Annotated in this window: 16 protein-coding genes; 4 read left to right on the top strand and 12 right to left on the bottom strand. The window is 47.6% G+C overall.

From position 1 onward, the window contains the following. Positions 1-126: 126 nt before the first annotated feature. Positions 127-1,452: a DUF5690 family protein gene (locus tag OL444_RS01255; RefSeq protein WP_264735064.1), complete on the top strand. Its 1,326-nt coding sequence runs from the start codon at positions 127-129 to the stop codon at positions 1,450-1,452. 71 nt (positions 1,453-1,523) lie between these two features. On the opposite strand, the gene OL444_RS01250 is transcribed toward OL444_RS01255, so the two are convergent. The 12 genes from OL444_RS01250 to OL444_RS01195 all read right to left on the bottom strand — a co-directional run bounded on the left by OL444_RS01250 (position 1,524) and on the right by OL444_RS01195 (position 12,681). Next, on the bottom strand, positions 1,524-1,745 hold the full coding sequence (locus OL444_RS01250) for a Sec-independent protein translocase subunit TatA/TatB (protein ID WP_264735065.1): 222 nt from the start codon (positions 1,743-1,745) through the stop codon (positions 1,524-1,526). Between the two features lie 130 nt (positions 1,746-1,875). Then, on the bottom strand, positions 1,876-2,433 hold the full coding sequence (gene cobC / locus OL444_RS01245; RefSeq protein WP_264735066.1) for an alpha-ribazole phosphatase: 558 nt from the start codon (positions 2,431-2,433) through the stop codon (positions 1,876-1,878). Beyond that, positions 2,418-3,194, bottom strand: coding sequence for an adenosylcobinamide-GDP ribazoletransferase (locus OL444_RS01240; RefSeq protein ID WP_264735067.1), 777 nt, complete (start codon positions 3,192-3,194; stop codon positions 2,418-2,420). The genes cobC and OL444_RS01240 overlap by 16 nt, the downstream gene beginning before the upstream one ends. Beyond that, a complete protein-coding gene (gene cobT / locus OL444_RS01235; protein WP_264735068.1) occupies positions 3,191-4,231 on the bottom strand; it encodes a nicotinate-nucleotide--dimethylbenzimidazole phosphoribosyltransferase in 1,041 nt (346 codons plus the stop codon). Before cobT ends, OL444_RS01240 begins: the two co-directional genes overlap by 4 nt. Positions 4,232-4,243: 12 nt before the next feature. Further along, on the bottom strand, positions 4,244-4,753 hold the full coding sequence (gene cobU, locus OL444_RS01230) for a bifunctional adenosylcobinamide kinase/adenosylcobinamide-phosphate guanylyltransferase (RefSeq protein ID WP_264735069.1): 510 nt from the start codon (positions 4,751-4,753) through the stop codon (positions 4,244-4,246). Positions 4,754-4,832: 79 nt separating this feature from the next. After that, the gene (locus OL444_RS01225) at positions 4,833-6,152 is read right to left on the bottom strand and encodes a DUF5074 domain-containing protein (RefSeq protein WP_264735070.1); all 1,320 of its coding nucleotides are present in this window, start codon (positions 6,150-6,152) and stop codon (positions 4,833-4,835) included. A gap of 188 nt (positions 6,153-6,340) precedes the next feature. Next, positions 6,341-6,934, bottom strand: coding sequence for a DUF6580 family putative transport protein (locus OL444_RS01220; protein WP_264735071.1), 594 nt, complete (start codon positions 6,932-6,934; stop codon positions 6,341-6,343). Between the two features lie 18 nt (positions 6,935-6,952). Next, positions 6,953-8,905 carry a TonB-dependent receptor plug domain-containing protein gene (locus OL444_RS01215; RefSeq protein ID WP_264735072.1) on the bottom strand — a complete coding sequence of 651 codons (1,953 nt, stop codon included), beginning with the start codon at positions 8,903-8,905 and terminating at the stop codon, positions 6,953-6,955. A gap of 128 nt (positions 8,906-9,033) precedes the next feature. Further along, positions 9,034-9,684: a tetratricopeptide repeat protein gene (locus OL444_RS01210; protein WP_264735073.1), complete on the bottom strand. Its 651-nt coding sequence runs from the start codon at positions 9,682-9,684 to the stop codon at positions 9,034-9,036. A gap of 68 nt (positions 9,685-9,752) precedes the next feature. Continuing rightward, positions 9,753-10,652 carry an EamA family transporter gene (locus tag OL444_RS01205; RefSeq protein ID WP_264735074.1) on the bottom strand — a complete coding sequence of 300 codons (900 nt, stop codon included), beginning with the start codon at positions 10,650-10,652 and terminating at the stop codon, positions 9,753-9,755. A 79-nt stretch (positions 10,653-10,731) separates the two neighbouring features. Continuing rightward, a complete protein-coding gene (locus OL444_RS01200) occupies positions 10,732-11,955 on the bottom strand; it encodes an MFS transporter (RefSeq protein ID WP_264735075.1) in 1,224 nt (407 codons plus the stop codon). Positions 11,956-12,003: 48 nt separating this feature from the next. Then, complete coding sequence (locus tag OL444_RS01195; protein ID WP_264735076.1) at positions 12,004-12,681, bottom strand: FadR/GntR family transcriptional regulator; 678 nt, start codon at positions 12,679-12,681, stop codon at positions 12,004-12,006. Between the two features lie 124 nt (positions 12,682-12,805). On the opposite strand from OL444_RS01195, the gene OL444_RS01190 reads away from it, so the two are divergent. From OL444_RS01190 to OL444_RS01180, 3 genes are all read left to right on the top strand, one after another. After that, positions 12,806-13,510 (top strand): sterol desaturase family protein, encoded by a 705-nt coding sequence (locus OL444_RS01190; protein ID WP_264735325.1) that lies wholly within the window; start codon positions 12,806-12,808, stop codon positions 13,508-13,510. Between the two features lie 91 nt (positions 13,511-13,601). Continuing rightward, positions 13,602-15,995: an alpha/beta hydrolase family protein gene (locus OL444_RS01185; protein ID WP_264735077.1), complete on the top strand. Its 2,394-nt coding sequence runs from the start codon at positions 13,602-13,604 to the stop codon at positions 15,993-15,995. A gap of 174 nt (positions 15,996-16,169) precedes the next feature. Next, positions 16,170-17,048 (top strand): helix-turn-helix domain-containing protein, encoded by an 879-nt coding sequence (locus tag OL444_RS01180; protein WP_264735078.1) that lies wholly within the window; start codon positions 16,170-16,172, stop codon positions 17,046-17,048. The last annotated feature ends 6 nt before the right edge of the window (positions 17,049-17,054 follow it).

Here is a 17,054-nt window from a genome sequence, read left to right as displayed (position 1 = left end):
AAATAAACAGGGCTTCGGGTTTTAGGTATGCGCTATTTGTTCAGTAATACTTAACATTAATATCAGTATTTGTTAACAATGTGTTTACATTGGAATGGCACCTTTGACCCAAATCATTTTGTTGACATGTTACATATTCCCTGGATACAACGGCGGCTGCAGCGGGCACATCACCTTGTTTTTTCATTATATGCAGGGCTGGTGGCCTTTGGTACCTATTCCTGTATGTATGCCTTCCGGAAGCCATTTACCGCTGGTATTTTTGAAGGAATGACCTTCCTGGGAATCGACTATAAGATATGGCTGGTGATCACGCAAACAATCGGGTATGCCTGCAGTAAGTTTTATGGTATTCGCTTTATTGCAGAAATGAAAGGCGACAGGCGTGCACAAAGTATCATCCTGTTGATTGCTGTTTCCTGGTTGTCGCTGTTATGTTTTGCGTTGTTGCCGGCACCCTGGAATATTCCTTTTCTGTTTATTAATGGTTTCCCGTTGGGGATGATCTGGGGGCTGGTGTTCAGCTATCTGGAAGGCCGCCGCAGTACAGAGTTTATGGGAGCGGTATTATCTATCAGTTTTATCTTCTCTTCCGGATTCGTCAAATCAGTGGGTAAGATAACGGTGGTAGATTGGGGTGTAACGGAGTTCTGGATGCCTTTTGTAACCGGATTGGTCTTTGCGGCACCCATGTTCCTTTTTATTTTCCTGCTCGAACAAATACCGCCGCCAACAGCTGCGGATGAACAGGTACGTACCAAACGCGCGCCTATGAATAAACGGGACCGGCAGGCCTTTTTACAGGCTTTCCTGCCAGGGTTGATATTACTTATCGCCAGTTATGTAATGCTGACAGTGCTCCGGGATATGCGTGACAACTTTGCGGCCGACATCTGGAAAGACCTGGGTTTTGGGGCGCAGGCGGGCATCTTTACACAAACAGAAGTACCGATATCCATCGCTATTATCATCATCATGGGATTACTCGTGTTTGTAAAAAACAACTTCCATGCTTTTATACTGAATCATTTTATTGTGATCACCGGCTTCCTGATTGCCTTGATCAGCACCATTCTTTTCCGGCAGCATCGCATTGATCCGGTATGGTGGATGACGTTGACCGGTTTGGGTTTGTATATGGGATACATTCCGTTTAACTGTATCTTCTTTGAGCGGCTGATCGCGGTTTTTAAATATGTCAGTAATGTGGGCTTTATTATTTACGTAGCAGATTCATTCGGCTACCTGGGTAGTGTAGGCGTAATGCTGTTTAAGAATTTCAGCGGCATAGATGTTTCCTGGAGCCATTTCTTTATGGATGCTGTGCTGGGCGTAAGTGTTACCGGTATCTTGCTGATGATGGCTTCTTCCTGGTACTTTAAGAAAAAATATGATGCAGTGAACAATAAGTCAAATGCAACCGTGAGTGGAGAAGTGCAAATCGCAGGATAGTTGCAGTAACAAAAAAAGGTAAATCGTGTGCAATACACGGTTTACCTTTTTCATTTATAAATGCTTTTTATTTAGTTAGCTTTTGGAGCATCAGTAGCGCCGGATTTGCTGTCTTTTTTCGGATCATCCTTGGCATCTTTAAATTCACGTATGCCGCTACCCAAACCACGCATCAATTCAGGTATCTTTTTACCACCAAACAATAACAGTACTACCAACGCAATCAGCAGTAATTCTTTGATACCTATTTCCTGCAGAAATAAAAGCGGGATATTTAAAAAAGATGTTGTCATTATATTCAGATTTTATAGTGTGCTTTTATATAAAGAGATTCCAAACATAAAGTTAGCACGAAATAATAGTTTTTTTGTTTTTTAGGCAGATATTTACTTATTTTCATATAAATAATTCTAAATGAATTATTTATGAATTAGAAAATATTACTTTTATCTCGTCGTTTAATACCTGTAAATGGGTTATTCGTCCATACTCTATCTGAAAATCAAACGCATCAGCCAGCGGTGTATCTGTGGCGTAGGCCATGATGCACCGGATCACACCGCCATGAGTAACCAGTGTGGCGTCTTTGCCTTTGGCGATAATTTCTTCCAGTAACTGTATCGAGCGGGTGTATAATTCAGCATAACTTTCGCCGCCCGGAATATGTTCAAATACTACATTATCTGCCCATCTTTTCAGGGCGCTGCGGCTGATATCATCCCAGGGCAGCATTTCCCAGCTGCCGAAGTTCATTTCCTGCAGGCGGTCGTCTGTAGTAAAACCATCGCCAAAGAGTGCGGTAGCCAGTTGCTGGCAACGTTGCAGCGGACTGCTGTAAACATCCGTGGTAATAACAGGCAGGCGTGTTTTTACATCGGCCGCTTCTGTTTCAAAAGTATCGGCAACAGCTATGTCGGTGGCGCCATAACAAATGCCGGCTTCTATGGCTGGCGCCGTATGTCGGATCAGGTATATTTCCATGTGAGAATGCAAAAGCACAAATATATAACAGTTTCTGCTACCTGCTGAACAGCGCCCAGGCAATCGCCGGTATAGCCGCCTATCCATTTCTGCATCAGGTGTACCAGGTACCAGCGGGCCGGCAGCAGGGCCAGTAGGGTGAACAGCAGCATATAATGCTGCAGGTATATCACGACCCCGATAAACGGGAGCAGGCCCCATATAGCCGCTATTAGCAGGTCCTGCACCCCGATGCCTTTGGAAACGGGTTTAGCTTTGCTGTCTTCGTTTTCCCGTACATAACGATGTGTATAGATTACCGTCAATGCTACAAAGCGACTGAGCGGTTGCGCCGCCACTACGGCCAGTATCGCTACAGAAAGCGGGAGTGCCTGTAAGGACAGGAATTTAAGTGCCAGCAGCAGGAGGAGTCCTGTCATGCCGTAGGTACCTATCCGGCTGTCTTTCATGATTTCCAGGATCTTTTCTTTGGTCCAGCCACCGCCGAAACCATCGCACATGTCTGCAAAGCCATCTTCATGAAAAGCACCTGTTATCCAGATGCCGACGATGATGCTCATCAGTATGCTGATGGAGTGTGGCGCGATGACGCCAAAGAGATATAGGATGCCGGCCATGAAAGCCGCTACAATCCAGCCTATCAGGGGAAGGTAGCGGGTAGCCCGGTTCAGCAACTCCGGACTATAGGGCGTACTAACGGTAACGGGTAAACGGGTATAAAACATCATTGCAGTAAGTACTAACTGCCACTGTTTTTTCATATAGTCCGGTTTGATATCTGTGCACTGTTGAAACTGGCCATTTCGGTGAGGAAAGCCACCGCACTTTGTATGACCGGTATGGCGAGGGCGGCACCGGTACCTTCTCCCAGCCGCATATCCAGCTGCAGCAAGGGATGTACGCCCAGGTGTTCCAGCATTTTACGATGTCCTTTCTCTTCTGAGCAATGGGCAAAAATACAGTAGTCCTTTACAGCAGGTTGTATGGCTGCTGCTACCAGCAGGGCCGACGTAACAATAAATCCGTCTATCACCACCAGCATGCCCAGCGCAGCTGCCTGCAGGATGGCGCCTGTGATCATGGCTATTTCAAATCCGCCGAAGGTAGCCAGTGCCTGTTCGGGTGATAAAGGCGTGGCATGGTGTGCCATTACCTGCTGCAGTACCGCCCGTTTTTGGGTGAGCTGTTGTACGTTGCTGCCGGCGCCTGTGCACTCCGCTACAGGTATACCGGTAAAATGGCTCATCAGCAGGGCTGCTGCTGAGGTATTGCCAATACCCATTTCCCCGAAGCCTACCGTATTGCATCCACCGGCATGCAGCAGGGTTACTTCTTCCGCACCCGCCTGCAACGCCAGTGCACACTGCTCCTGCGACATGGCTGGCCGGTGCAGGATATGCTGCGTACCCATGGCTATTTTACGGTCTTTTAATAAAGGATGCGGCGCAAATGCGTGATTAACACCGGCATCTACTACCAGTAACTGCAGTTGATGCTGGCGGCAGAATACATTGATAGCGGCGCCACCCTGCAGAAAGTTATAGACCATTTGCGCGGTAACGGCTTGTGGAAAAGGGTTTACCAGCCCTTCTGCGGCAATACCATGATCGCCTGCAAATACGATGATCGCTGGTTTTTTCAGTTCCGGTGTAAGCGTATTTTGTATCATACCGGCCTGTAAGGCCACCTGTTCCAGTTTGCCGAGTGAGCCTGGCGGTTTGGTTTTCTGGTCTATCTTATCCTGTAATACGGCTTTTAATGCCTGCGATACAGGCGGAATTTGAATCGGATGCCTCATAACTATTGATTTTTACGGCTGCTTAATGACCATGGGAATGCCGGAAACCATCAGCACTACGGTGTCGGCTACACGGGCAAGGTATTGATTGACCCATCCCTGCAAGTCGGTAAACTTTCTTCCGGCAGCGGTTTCAGCATGTACACCCATGCCTATTTCATTCGTAACGATGATAAAGGTACCTGCTTTCTGTTGGAGCGCGTGTATTTCAGCAGTAATTGCTGCGAGGGAGAGATCGATGTCGTATTGGTGATGTACGAAGAAGTTGGTCAGCCAAAGGGTGATGCAGTCGATCACTACGGTATGGCCATCTAATGGCAGGTGGCTTACATAAAGGGTTTCTTCATAGTTGATCCATGCGGAGCCTCTTTCGGCCTGGTGGCGTTGTATTCTGGCGGCAAAGTCATCATCCCACACCTGTGCAGTGGCCACATACACCGGTTGGTTACTGCGTGATAACGCCTGTTCCTGGGCGTACCGGCTTTTACCGGACCGGGCGCCGCCTGTGATCATGTGAATCATAAAACAGCGTTTTGATACCGGTGGTCAGCTTTTAGCCGGCAGTAAGCCTTCCTAAAAGCTGACCAGGTTCAGTCATTAATTATTTAAATACGGGTATAGCGGGGAAGAAATAACCGTTATACGCTACCTGTTTCAGCAGAGCACCACTGTAGGCGTCGTAGATATAAAGTGTATTCTGTTGGTAATTTTCGGAGTGAACAGCCGTTACTACAACGGTGTTATTACCCGGGTTATATCTTACGGCCGCACCATACAGCACCATCTTTGTGGGCAGCTTAATAAACGGCTGATTCAAAGAAGCCGGATTACCAACGGTATATTTATATACCTCGTCGCCGCCAGCGCCCCATGGATTGGTTTTGCCAACAAATACGGCCACTTCTTTGGTGGAAGTGCTGAACATGGTGGCATTCCACCCACCCCACGAGCCATATACATCAAAAGGAACATTCGTAGTGGTTACCGCCAGTGTTTGCGGATTAATGGCATACAGCAGTTTGCCGCCACCTGCCCAGATAGTACCATCCGGTGTTTGGGAGATACCCGCATCTGCTTTAGGTAAAGTGCGTACGATGCTGAAATCGGTGGCGTTCAGTACCACGATACCCGCATTTTCTACCATCACAAATACATAGTTGCCGGCTTTGATCATACCACCTGCCTGGCCGGTTATGCCGCTGATTTTATTGCCGACTGTCAGTGTTTGCAGATTGATCTGGTAAACACCGTCCAGGGTAGAAACTAAACCGGTATTGTTGTCCACCCCGCAGAACGCATTACCACTAGCTGGTAACTGGGCAATACGGCCGGTTTCCTGCATGTTGTTAACATCGGTCACCACCAGTGGGCCTTCTTTGGATACGAGGTATAACCGGTTGTTATAGACCGCGCCGAATTGGGTGGTCTTACCCAGGGTTTTACCCGGATTTTCCCGGTTAAATACATTCTGGTGTATGGTGTCTTCGCCGTTACGGTAAAAGTTTACGCCGCCCAGGTCGTGTCCAAACCAGCCTTCATTTACAATGAAAAAGCCATCAGCATACTTGCCTAATACCTTAAAACGGTAGTACCAGAAATTGTAGCTATTGCCGGAGCTTATCTTGTAGGAGATGGTATAATCTCCCGGTTCAGTTGGGGTGAATGTGTAGAGCGAATCTTTACTGACAACCGTACCATTTACCAGCCAGAGAAAGGTAGGGTTCTTTACGTTGGCTAGTTCCGGACTTAAGGCCCTGCTTTCGCCCAGGTAAAAGGTATCTCTTCCGTTTTTGATTCCCTGACCTACATTGGGAGTGATAAATGACGTTTCATTATCCTTCTTCTGGCAGGCAGAAAAGCCCAATATACCAATGATGGCCAGAATAAAAGGAAGTTGAAGCTTGCGTGAAATCATGCGCATGATGTAATAGTTTATTTACGGTTGTCCTGTTTGCGGTATAACTATCGCCCGATAGCGGATAGTGATGGAAAGATGCGAAAATATCAAGAGATTTAATTATTCAGTCATCACTGATCCAGATAAGTTTTTCTGAAATCAAAGTACTGAATAACTAAATCTCTGAATAATATCATTTAAAATCAAAAGCATTAGCGGGCCAAACGCAGTCTGCGTTTTACCAGTTCAAAGCTACCGAAGAAGATCGTGCTGTAAATCAGGTTACCGATCAGGGTATATTGCATGAAAGGAATCGCCAGTATGTAGCATTTGGTCAGGCCAGCTACATCTTTGGTGAAAGGCAGGCCGGTAGTGATATCTGTGCTGCCGCTTACCCATACGCCAAAGTTGGAAATGAGGAAGTGAACCAGGGCAGCGCCTACGGAGGCTAATATAATATTACCCGGACTTACTTTTTTAATGATTACTTGTCCCAGCAGTACAATCAAGGCAAAACTGGTATAGTTCCAGATCCATCCTTTATACAGTAAGCCGGATGCATATGCTTTATGGAAAACCTGCATCAGAATTACATCGCTGGCAAACAAGGTCAGTAAAGGAAATGCGTATGCTTTCCAGTTACGGGAAAATGAAGCGCCGCCAAACAATGCCATCGCACCAACCGGTGTAAACATCGCAATGGGAGACATATTTGCATCCGCTCCTAATACAACACGTATGATACCTGCTGCGAGAATAAATAATAGCAATACACCAAATTGCGGATTAAGATTTTTTAAAGACATTATGCTGATTTTTAGTGTTTATAAGTTAAAGATAATACCGGTGTTGAAATTGAACCGCCGGGTATTAAAACCAAGGACATCAAAATATTGATAATTTGTAATATTTCTCAACCCAGTGAAAATTTTCAGCAAGTTACCAAATTTATACTCACCATACCAATCCAGGGTGTAATAATCACCCATCGGAGTCCTTGTTTCGTAGCGCTGGCCGATGTATCGGGCGGTAACACTGGTATACAGGGCCGGGGTTACCTGATAGCCCAGCGTGGCATGCAGGGCATGCTTAGGAACCCGGTACAGATTATAGTAGGAAGTATCCTTGTTGTTGGCTAGCTGTTGGGTAATGCGGCCATCCACAAAAGTATAGTTCATCGTGAGGTCCAGCCCGGAGGTAATATTCCAGGTGGCTTCCAGTTCAGCCCCATAGGCACGTTGTTTATCTGCATTGCGGTACTGGCTGTAGCCGGTGGCCCCGTCATAATAAAAAATGATCAGGTCCCGCGTATCCCGGGCAAAGCCCGTTATCCGTAAGTCCAGTCTGGGCTGCCGGAAGGAGGCCTGGTAACCGGCTTCGTAGCTGATGGTGGATTCCGGTAGCAGGTTCCTGTTGCCATAACCGGCTACATACAGCTGGTAGAGAGAAGGTATTTTATAGGCCGAAGCAATATTGATAAAAACCTTATGCTGCTGGTTAATCAGGTAAGATGGATTGATGGAGATGGTTTGATTATTACCATAGAGATTATGATAATTGAAACGTCCGCCCAGCTCCAGGTTAAAGCCATTCCCCGGATGTAGCAGCATGGTAGCATATCCGCTGATCTGGCTGGCGTGCGAACTGTCTGGCGATATGCCATTGGTAACGAATTGGCTGCCGGGCCGGGGTGATAACGTCAGGTTTTGTTGTTCTATCCGGGAAGTGGTGAACACGCCGCCGGCAATGAGCCTGACTTCTTTGGTGACATCCCAGTTGACGTAGGTTTCCAGCTGGTGGGTCTGGGAGGCAAAAAGTGTTTCGTCGTATTTGGCATAGGTCATGGGCGCTACATCGGTGGAGTCATTGCGCACATTACGTTTGTTGCGCTGGTAGTTGTACAGGACGTGCCAGGAGCCTTTGTTGAAGGTATATTTACTGCTGATGCCATTCAGCAGATATTTATATTGACCATTATAGTCTTTGTCATCAGTATAGTTGTGATCATCCAGGGCATGATGATAATCGCTCATGGAAAACAGGTATTGCAGGTTCCACCTGGAAGTGGCCTGCAGGCCCAGTTTGGCGAAGAGGCTATGTTGCCGGAAACCATCTTTATCGAAACCGGCTTTTCCGGTGCTGTCGTAGGCATCAGAAAAACCATCGGTTTTTTCGTATTTGTATCCCAGCAGATAGGAGAAGCGGCGGGCCCGCCCATGTATACTCAGGCCGCCCTGGTAATCATTATAACTACCATAACCCATGTTGGCGGTCAGGCCAAATGGTTTGCTGCCGGCTTGCCGGGTAATGATATTGATGACGCCCGCTACTGCGTTGGAGCCGTATAAGGTAGATTGGCTGCCACGCAGTATTTCAATTTTCTCCACCTGGTCCGGTGTAATCGCATTGAGGTCAAAGGAGCTGCTGATCTGAGAGGCATCATTTACTGGCAGACCATCTATCAGCACCAGGGCGTTTTCGGTACTGGCGCCCCGCATATAAATACCAGGGATGGTTCCCCGGGTATTTTCTGCGCCATTGATAATAAGGCCGGCCTGTTCATTCAGGATAACGGCAATGGTTTTGCCGCTGTTTTTTTCCAGGTATGCGCGGGAGAGAATCGTAACTACTTTGCCGGTTTCGCTGGCCTTCTGAGGGCCTTTGGTAGCGGTAACCGTAACGCCGTTCAGTTGGCTGATACGGCTGCTGTCCTGAGCTGTGGCCGCAGTGGCAAGGCCCAGGCATAAGCATAAAGCAGGGTAAAGTTTTAAGTGCATCCGGTTGTTTTCAACGTTGGTAAAAATAAAATTGCGAATTAAGAACCGGAGAGTAATACGCGTAGATGATCCACTGTAATATGCTCTCCAATCCGTAATTCGCAATCTGTAGTATCCGGTAGGCAGGATCAACCTGGCATACGGGAAATATATTTATCCATTTCTTTGATCTGGCTTACAATCTGTGCGGTTGTAGGCTTCTGTGCTTTAGCTCTCCGGAAATATTCCTTAGCGGATTTGAAGTCGCGGCGGCTCATGGCTATAGAAGCCAGCGTCAGCAAGGCAGCAGCGGTATTTTCTTTATCCGGCAGACCCATACGCATGGCTTTCTTCAGGTTCTGATCTGCAGTTTTCAGGTCATTTTTCTGATAGGCAATGGTTCCCAGCTGGAAGTACTGCATCCCTTCGTATTCTTTCATCGGGCTACCGGATTGAATACTTTGACGGATGGTGCTTTCTGCTTTATCCAGGTCATTGGAATACATCGCCATATTGCTTTGCATAAAATAATATACAGAGCGGATCGGTTTATACAGCAGTTTAGGGAATTTCACCTGGTTCATCAGGGCCGTAGCTCTTTCGAGATCACCGGCTTCCACAGCTTCCTGTACCATCCGCATCGGGCCAAACATGACATGAGTTACCAGGCACACGAGGGCCAGTATCAGTACAATTGTTGCTTCCCACCAGCCAACAGTCAGGCCCAGTGTAATACCGCCCAATAACAACACGATACCTATCGGGAAACGATATAGGATAAAAAAGTTAAATGCTTTCATGAAAAAACGATTCGTAAATCACTTTGATCTGATAAATAGAGGGGGCAAAGATAAATAAAAAACACACCTCATGGGTTTAAAATACGGGCTTCTTTGGCTTGTTTCCGTTTCAGATTGGCCATGGCAATGGCGCTCAGGATAATTATTACCCCCAGCAGCTGTAGGGCGCTCACCGATTCATGCAGGAAAATAGTGGCGGCAATCATGGCTACCGGTAGTTCTGCTGCGCTCAGAATGGCACCCAGGGCCACGCCGGTCTGCGGCATTCCCTTGGAAAACAGGAAAGGAGGCAACACAGTACCAAAAAGCGCCAGTGGTAATCCCCACATCCACAGGCTGCTGCCTAGAAAACGACCGTTTATCAGGTAAACGGGAGGAAAAATACAGGTAATGATAACAAAGGCGCCGCTGACAATCCAGGCACTTTTTAGTACCGGGGTGAGTGATTGCCCGATACGACCGCTGACTACAATGAAAACGGTATAACATAAAGCGGCCAGCAGGCCAAAACCGATACCGGTCCAGTTTAACTGGTTAGCGCCGCTGTTGATAACACCGCCAGCCAGCAGGGTACCGGCTAAAATAAAAAATACGGCCAGCCATTGAATACCGGAAGGGCGTTTTTTGTAGATGATCCATTCTGCCATCATACTCATCCAGGTAAACTGCATCAACAGGATAATGGCGATACTGGCGGGGATATATTGTACACTCTTATAATAAGTCAGACTGACCAACCCGGTAGAACTACCCAGAATAAAAGAAGTACGTACATCTTTGTTTTTAAGACCGTAGGTGGGTGCACCTGATAAAAAATGGATGCCCCATAAGGCGAGCATGCCAAATCCGGCTTGTACGCTGCAAAGCTCAGCCAGTATAAATCCTTCGTGGTAGCCTAATTTAACAATGGTAGATAATATGCCAAAACTGATCGCTCCCAGTAACACAAGGGTAATGCCTTTCCACATAAAATATAAAGTTTTAAATACAGCAAAGCCATCAGACATTATCATAATAATGCCTGATGGCTTTGCGATAATTATCTGCTTACTGCTTTTTTTTCTTCTCCAAATTTGGCAATAATCCTGTTAATAACCCAATTAAAGGAAGATAAGCACATACTTCATAGACATAACCAATGCTGGTGGCATCTGCCAGTTTACCCAGCAGGGCAGAGCCTACACCCGCCATTCCGAAGGCCAGGCCAAAGAATAAACCGGCAATCATACCTACTTTACCGGGTACCAGTTCCTGCGCATACACCAGAATAGCGGAGAAGGCAGAAGACAGAATAACGCCGATGAATACACTGAGTATCGCCGTCCAGAATAAAGAGGCATGTGGCAGCAGCAGGGAGAAAGGCGCTACCCCCAGTATGGAGATCCAGATCACATATTTACGGCCGATCCGGTCACCTACCGGGCCACCGATGAAGGTACCCGCAGCTACGGAAAACAGGAAGATGAACAGGTATACCTGCGCACTTTGTACGGATATATGGAAGCGCTCGATCAGGTAAAAAGTATAATAGCTGGTCATGCTGGCCATATAGAAGTACTTGGAGAAAATGAGTATCAGCAGCACTACGAGTGAAAAAACAACCGTTGTGTTGGACAGCGGACGTTCCAGGTGCTGTATCGCCTTCTTGGGTTTAGCCCTGTGGGTATTGGCCCGGTACCATTTGCTGATATTGAGCATCACCACAATGGCCAGCAGGGCGGCCAGGGAGAACCAGATGATATTAAACTGTCCGAAAGGAACAATGATCATTGCCGCCAGCAAGGGCCCCAGGGAACTACCGGCATTACCGCCTACCTGGAACAATGACTGCGCCATCCCATGTTTACCACCGGATGCCATGTGAGCCAGGCGGGATGCTTCCGGATGAAATACGGAAGAACCTATTCCTACCAACCCTACAGATACCAGTACCATTTGAAAGTTGTGCGCCACAGACAGGCTCACAAGCCCCAGCAGCGTAAAGCCCATACCAATCGCCAGCGAATAGGGTTGTGGTTTTTTATCGGTATACAAGCCTACCAGTGGCTGCAGCAGGGAAGCCGACAGCTGGAAGGTCAGGGTAATCAGCCCCACCTGCGTAAAGTTCAGTTTCAGCGATTCTTTTAATACCGGGTACATGGCCGGTATCAATGATTGTAAAGTATCGTTGAGGAAGTGGGTAAAGCTTAATGCTATTAAAATCGAAAATACCGTTTGTTGTGCTACCTGTTGGGCAGCTTCAGCAGGTTGCTTACTTAAAGTTGTTTCCATTTTTGTTCTTTTAAGGTCAGATCATCTGATGTTTTAAGTTAAATTTTTTTATATGTGTGTACGGGTACTGATACGGGTCGCCCACTGTAACGCTTTCTTCGGATCGCGGTCGATAATGCTTTGTAACAGCGCATCATGCAGGTACTGCGATTCAACAAAAGATTCCGTATTGCCATAGCGCAACAGGAAAGATTGTTTCAGATAGGTAGCCACGGTTCTGTACAGGTCGCGCATAATCTCATTCTTGGAGGCATCGGCAATGGTGCTATGAAAATTGATATCTGCCTGAATACAAAGCTCCAGTTGGTTGGTAGCGGCATATTCATAGCGTTTCTTCAGATACGTTTTCATTTTCTCTACATCCTTGCTGCTTCTGTGCAAGGCCGCTTTTTCCGCAATTTTTACTTCCAGCAGTAAGCGTACCTCATTGAGCTCTTCAAAGTCGGCCCGCTCCATCCGCTGCAGCAGCGGCTCTGAAGGACCTGTTTGCGATAAGACGAAGGTGCCCAGTCCCTGTTGTACCCGCAACAGTCCTTTCTGTGCCAGCAGTTTTACTGCTTCCCGCACACTGGAACGGCCCACTGCAAACTGGGCCATCAGTTCCGGCTCCGTCGGGAGCTGTTGTCCGATAGCATATTTGCCGGATACGATGAGTTCCTGCAATCTGGCAGCTACTTCTTCTGCGAGGCTAAGTCGTTTTACGGGTACGTTGTTTATATTCGTCATATCATCTGATGTTTGCAAAGGTACGATAAAACTTTTTTATTTTTCATCTGCTCAAAAAAAATCAAACAGACCGGCTGTTTTTATCAACCGGAAAACAGCACAATCTGTTTTATCTTTGACGCAGATGGAAGCGGTGTTACAAACGATACAACAACTGCCGGCATGGGTGCTGTGGCTGATCTTCGGCGCTGAAAATGTGCTGATCATGCTGGGCGTATTAGTATGGGGGAACCGGCTGCAACGAAAGCCGGCAACACAGATGTTTGCGTATAACCCCCGCCAATGGAGCATCGCCCTGCTTACCTGTATCCTGAACACCATCGTTACCTATGCGGGGTACTGGTTATGGCAACAAGGCTACATCCGTATTGGTACTTCTTTTTCACTGCGGGCATGCACGGATGCGGTATTCCTTTTCCTGGCCATGGACCTGCTGATGTATCTCTTTCACTACGGGATTCACAAAACGTTTGCCTATCAACTCATTCATAGTTTACATCATGCCGCTACTGATCCGGAACCCATTGACCTGTTCATCTTACATCCGGTAGAAACCCTCAGCTTTGGCGCTTTGTGGTTATTGTTATTAGTGGCGTTCCCGTTAAATATCTATGGCATCATCATCTACCTGATCATAAACGTAATATTTGGCATGACGGGTCATCTGGGTATGGAGCCATTGCCGGAAAAACTGCGCGGGTGGCCGGTATTCAGGTACCTGGGTACCTCTACCTTTCATCACAGGCATCACCGCAATGAAGTCTGTAACTTCGGATTTTATACCAGTATATGGGATCGTCTTTTCCGCACTTTTGATCCACGTCCCTGACAACGCTTATCATTTTCTGTTTTGATCTCCGCCGCAATAGTTTTATTTTGGCCGGATTCACTGGTTACAACGTATATAATTCTACAGCTATATGAGAAAATTGATTTTATCATTATCCTTATTGGTGACGTTCCGTGCTTATGCCCAGGATGCGCTGAAATATCAGACGCCTCCGCAAAGCATCCTGGAACTGGCCATGGCGGCGCCGTCGCCATCGGTGAGTTTTAATAGTAAAGGGGATATGATGTTGGTGATGGAGCGAACCAGCTATCCAACGATAGAGGATTTATCACAGCCGGAATACCGGCTCGCAGGAGATCGGATTAATCCGGCCAACTTTGGCCCCAGCAGGGCATCTTACGTTACCGGCATCCGGATCAGACAGATAGGCAGCAAGAAGGAATATGCCGTAACAGGATTGCCTGCGCAAGCCAATATCGGACATGTTACCTGGTCGCCATCAGAAAAGAGTATAGCCTTCACCGTTACAGACAAACAAAGCATTACTTTATGGAAAGCTTCGGTCGCAACCGGTGTTGCCAAACAACAAAGTACCCGCCGGCTGAATGATATTGCCGGTAACGCTTTTACCTGGATAGATGAAGACCGTATCCTGGTAATGTCTGTCCCTGCTACGGCGGGGCCGGCGCCAGTGAAACCGATAGCGCCGGAAGGCCCTACGGTACAGCAAACCAGCGGTAAGGCTGCTCCGGCAGCTACCTACCAGGACATGCTGAAAAATCCCTACGATGAACAGTTGTTTGATTACTATTTTCAATCAGAGCCAGTCATCATTACAGATAACGGAGAACAGGTAATTGGTAAACCCGCTATCTACACCACAGTTATACCTTCTCCGGATAATCAATACCTGCTGGTGGAAACCTTACATCGTCCGTATTCCTACCTGGTAGGCGCCGGCCGTTTCCCTACTACCATCAGCATCTGGAAAATAAATGGCGAGCCGGTAAAACAACTGGCCAGCAACCCGCTGGATGAAGTACGGCCTAAAGGTTTTGATGCCACCAGTAATTATCCGCGTGCATTTGCATGGCGCAGCGATGTACCGGCTACCATCACCTGGGCGCAGGCACTGGATGGCGGAGATCCTAAAAAAGTAGTACCGTTCCGGGATGCCGTACACACCCTGGCAGCGCCATTTACCGGTGCCTCCACCGTGCTGGTGCAAACCACGGATCGTTTTGCAGGCATTACCTGGGGCAACAGTCAGCTGGCCCTGGTAAAAGCAGTGAATCGCAGCAAACAAACCATACAGATCAGCCGTATCGACCCTGCGCATCCTGAACAGGCGCCGGTAACGGTAATTGACCGTTCAGAAAATGATCGTTATAATGATCCCGGTACACCCGTGACCGTGAAAAATGAATACAACCGGGAAGTATTATATGTATCGCCGGCAACGGAACTGCTGATGAGCGCACCGGGCGCTTCTCCGGAAGGCGACCGGCCATTCCTGGCAAAGTTCAGCCTGAAAACCAAACAGCAACAGATACTTTGGCGTTCCCAGGCGCCTTACTATGAGCAGGTAGTAGCAGTAGCCGATCCGGCAAAACTAACGCTGGTGACTACACGCGAATCAGTGACTGCTCCGGTAAACTATTACCTGGCGGATGTAAAAAAGAAAACTACGACCGCATTGACTGCTTTTCCTCATCCGCAGCCACAGCTGCAAGGTGTACAAAAGCAGTTACTGAAATACAAACGTAAAGATGGGGTAGACCTGACAGCGATGCTGTACCTGCCCAAAGGATACGATCCTGCTAAAGACGGGCGTTTGCCTGTGCTGATGTGGGCATATCCACGGGAGTATAAATCAGCCAGCGATGCGGCACAGGTACGTGGTTCTGCCTATAAATTCACCCGCGTTACCTACGGTTCCCCGATCTTCTGGGTAACCCGCGGCTTTGCGGTCATGGATGCTACAGAAATGCCGATAGTAGGTGAAGGCGATAAAGAACCCAATGACTCCTTTATAGAACAGCTGGTGATGAATGCGGAAGCGGCTGTTGGCAAAATAACGGAAATGGGTGTGGGCGATAAAAACCGTATTGCGGTGGGTGGCCATTCCTATGGCGCTTTTATGACGTCTAACCTGCTGGCACATACGTCGCTGTTTAAAGCCGGGCTGGCCCGCAGCGGTGCCTATAACCGTACGCTGACACCCTTCGGGTTCCAGAATGAACAAAGAAGCTACTGGCAGATACCGGATGTATATTATAAGATGTCTCCGTTCTCCTATGCGGATAAGCTGAAAACACCCTTACTGCTGATCCATGGCGAGGCGGATAATAACTCCGGTACTTTCCCGATTCAAAGCGAGCGGCTGTATAATGCCATTAAAGGAAATGGGGGCACCGCCCGGTTGGTATTCCTGCCTCAGGAAAGCCATGGCTATGCTGCTAAAGAAAGTATCCTGCACATGTTGTGGGAAATGGATGAGTGGCTGATGAAATACGTGAAATAGTATTTTTCAGCACCCGGCAGCGCAGGTTGCCGGAAGAGATTACCCGGAGTACCCCGATATAAGGGATATTTCCGGGTAATTTTCGTTTAAATAAAAGTCAATAGGTAAAAAGTACCATTAAACCACCTAATTGCACAACCCCCTTTATTCCCGCCGTTGTACCTTTGTGTCATCATGTCAAAGGCACCCATTCCTACATACGACATCTGTTCCCTGTCAATGGGAAGACCGGCATCGGACGATATATTGGTCGCTCGTTTTTCAGACTATCTGGCAGCGCACCAGGACATCCATTTTCCGCACCGGCACTCTTTCTACCATCTGGCGTTTTTTACAGCCGGGAGTGGCAGTCATACCATTGACTTCGAGCGGTTTCCGGTAAAGGCAGGACAGCTGTACTTTATGATCCCCGGACAGGTACACAGCTGGTTTTTTACCGGCGATATAGAAGGTTATGTGATGAATGTATCTGCTGGTTTCTTCAACGCCTTCCTGCAAGACGATGCTTATGTAGAACGTTTCCCGTTCTTCAGCGGCGTAAGCAGGGAAGGAGTGGTACAACTGCCGGAAGAGAAGATGACGCCTGTAGTACGGCTGTTTGAAGCCATGTTGGCCGAAATGCCAGGGGCAGAGATATATAGCCTGGATATGCTCCGGTTACTGGTACTGGAAATGTTTATTCAGGTAAGCCGCGCCGGCAGCCAGGATGAAAAGAAAGAAGTGGCGCCGCACAACTATGTATTGCTGCGCAATTTCCGGAAACTGGTAGAACAGCATTATATGCAGCTGCGGTTGCCGAAAGAATACGCGGCACTGCTGTATGTAACACCTAATTATCTCAACGCATTTTGCCGGCATATGCTGGGCAAATCTGCCGGAGAAATTATACGCGACCGGGTACTGCTGGAAGCCAAGCGTTTATTGATCAATGCAGATATCAGTATCGCTGCCGTTGCCTACCAGCTCAACTTTGCAGACAACTCTTATTTTACGAAGTTCTTCAAAAAATACGAAGGCATCACGCCGGAAGAGTTTCGGAAAAATATCTCCTGATAAAAA

Origin of the sequence: Chitinophaga nivalis (genome assembly GCF_025989125.1) — a bacterium.
Classification (GTDB): domain Bacteria; phylum Bacteroidota; class Bacteroidia; order Chitinophagales; family Chitinophagaceae; genus Chitinophaga; species Chitinophaga nivalis.
The sequence above is the reverse complement of the archived record's forward strand: the minus strand, read 5'-3'. Positions and strand labels throughout refer to the sequence as shown.

Coding starts and splice junctions, on each gene's coding strand:
- OL444_RS01255 (WP_264735064.1), top strand. CDS start 127: ATGTTACATATTCCCTGGATACAACGGCGGCTGCAGCGGGCACATCAC.
- OL444_RS01250 (WP_264735065.1), bottom strand. CDS start 1,745: ATGACAACATCTTTTTTAAATATCCCGCTTTTATTTCTGCAGGAAATA.
- cobC (WP_264735066.1), bottom strand. CDS start 2,433: ATGGAAATATACCTGATCCGACATACGGCGCCAGCCATAGAAGCCGGC.
- OL444_RS01240 (WP_264735067.1), bottom strand. CDS start 3,194: ATGAAAAAACAGTGGCAGTTAGTACTTACTGCAATGATGTTTTATACC.
- cobT (WP_264735068.1), bottom strand. CDS start 4,231: ATGAGGCATCCGATTCAAATTCCGCCTGTATCGCAGGCATTAAAAGCC.
- cobU (WP_264735069.1), bottom strand. CDS start 4,753: ATGATTCACATGATCACAGGCGGCGCCCGGTCCGGTAAAAGCCGGTAC.
- OL444_RS01225 (WP_264735070.1), bottom strand. CDS start 6,152: ATGCGCATGATTTCACGCAAGCTTCAACTTCCTTTTATTCTGGCCATC.
- OL444_RS01220 (WP_264735071.1), bottom strand. CDS start 6,934: ATGTCTTTAAAAAATCTTAATCCGCAATTTGGTGTATTGCTATTATTT.
- OL444_RS01215 (WP_264735072.1), bottom strand. CDS start 8,905: ATGCACTTAAAACTTTACCCTGCTTTATGCTTATGCCTGGGCCTTGCC.
- OL444_RS01210 (WP_264735073.1), bottom strand. CDS start 9,684: ATGAAAGCATTTAACTTTTTTATCCTATATCGTTTCCCGATAGGTATC.
- OL444_RS01205 (WP_264735074.1), bottom strand. CDS start 10,652: ATGTGGAAAGGCATTACCCTTGTGTTACTGGGAGCGATCAGTTTTGGC.
- OL444_RS01200 (WP_264735075.1), bottom strand. CDS start 11,955: ATGGAAACAACTTTAAGTAAGCAACCTGCTGAAGCTGCCCAACAGGTA.
- OL444_RS01195 (WP_264735076.1), bottom strand. CDS start 12,681: ATGACGAATATAAACAACGTACCCGTAAAACGACTTAGCCTCGCAGAA.
- OL444_RS01190 (WP_264735325.1), top strand. CDS start 12,806: ATGGAAGCGGTGTTACAAACGATACAACAACTGCCGGCATGGGTGCTG.
- OL444_RS01185 (WP_264735077.1), top strand. CDS start 13,602: ATGAGAAAATTGATTTTATCATTATCCTTATTGGTGACGTTCCGTGCT.
- OL444_RS01180 (WP_264735078.1), top strand. CDS start 16,170: ATGTCAAAGGCACCCATTCCTACATACGACATCTGTTCCCTGTCAATG.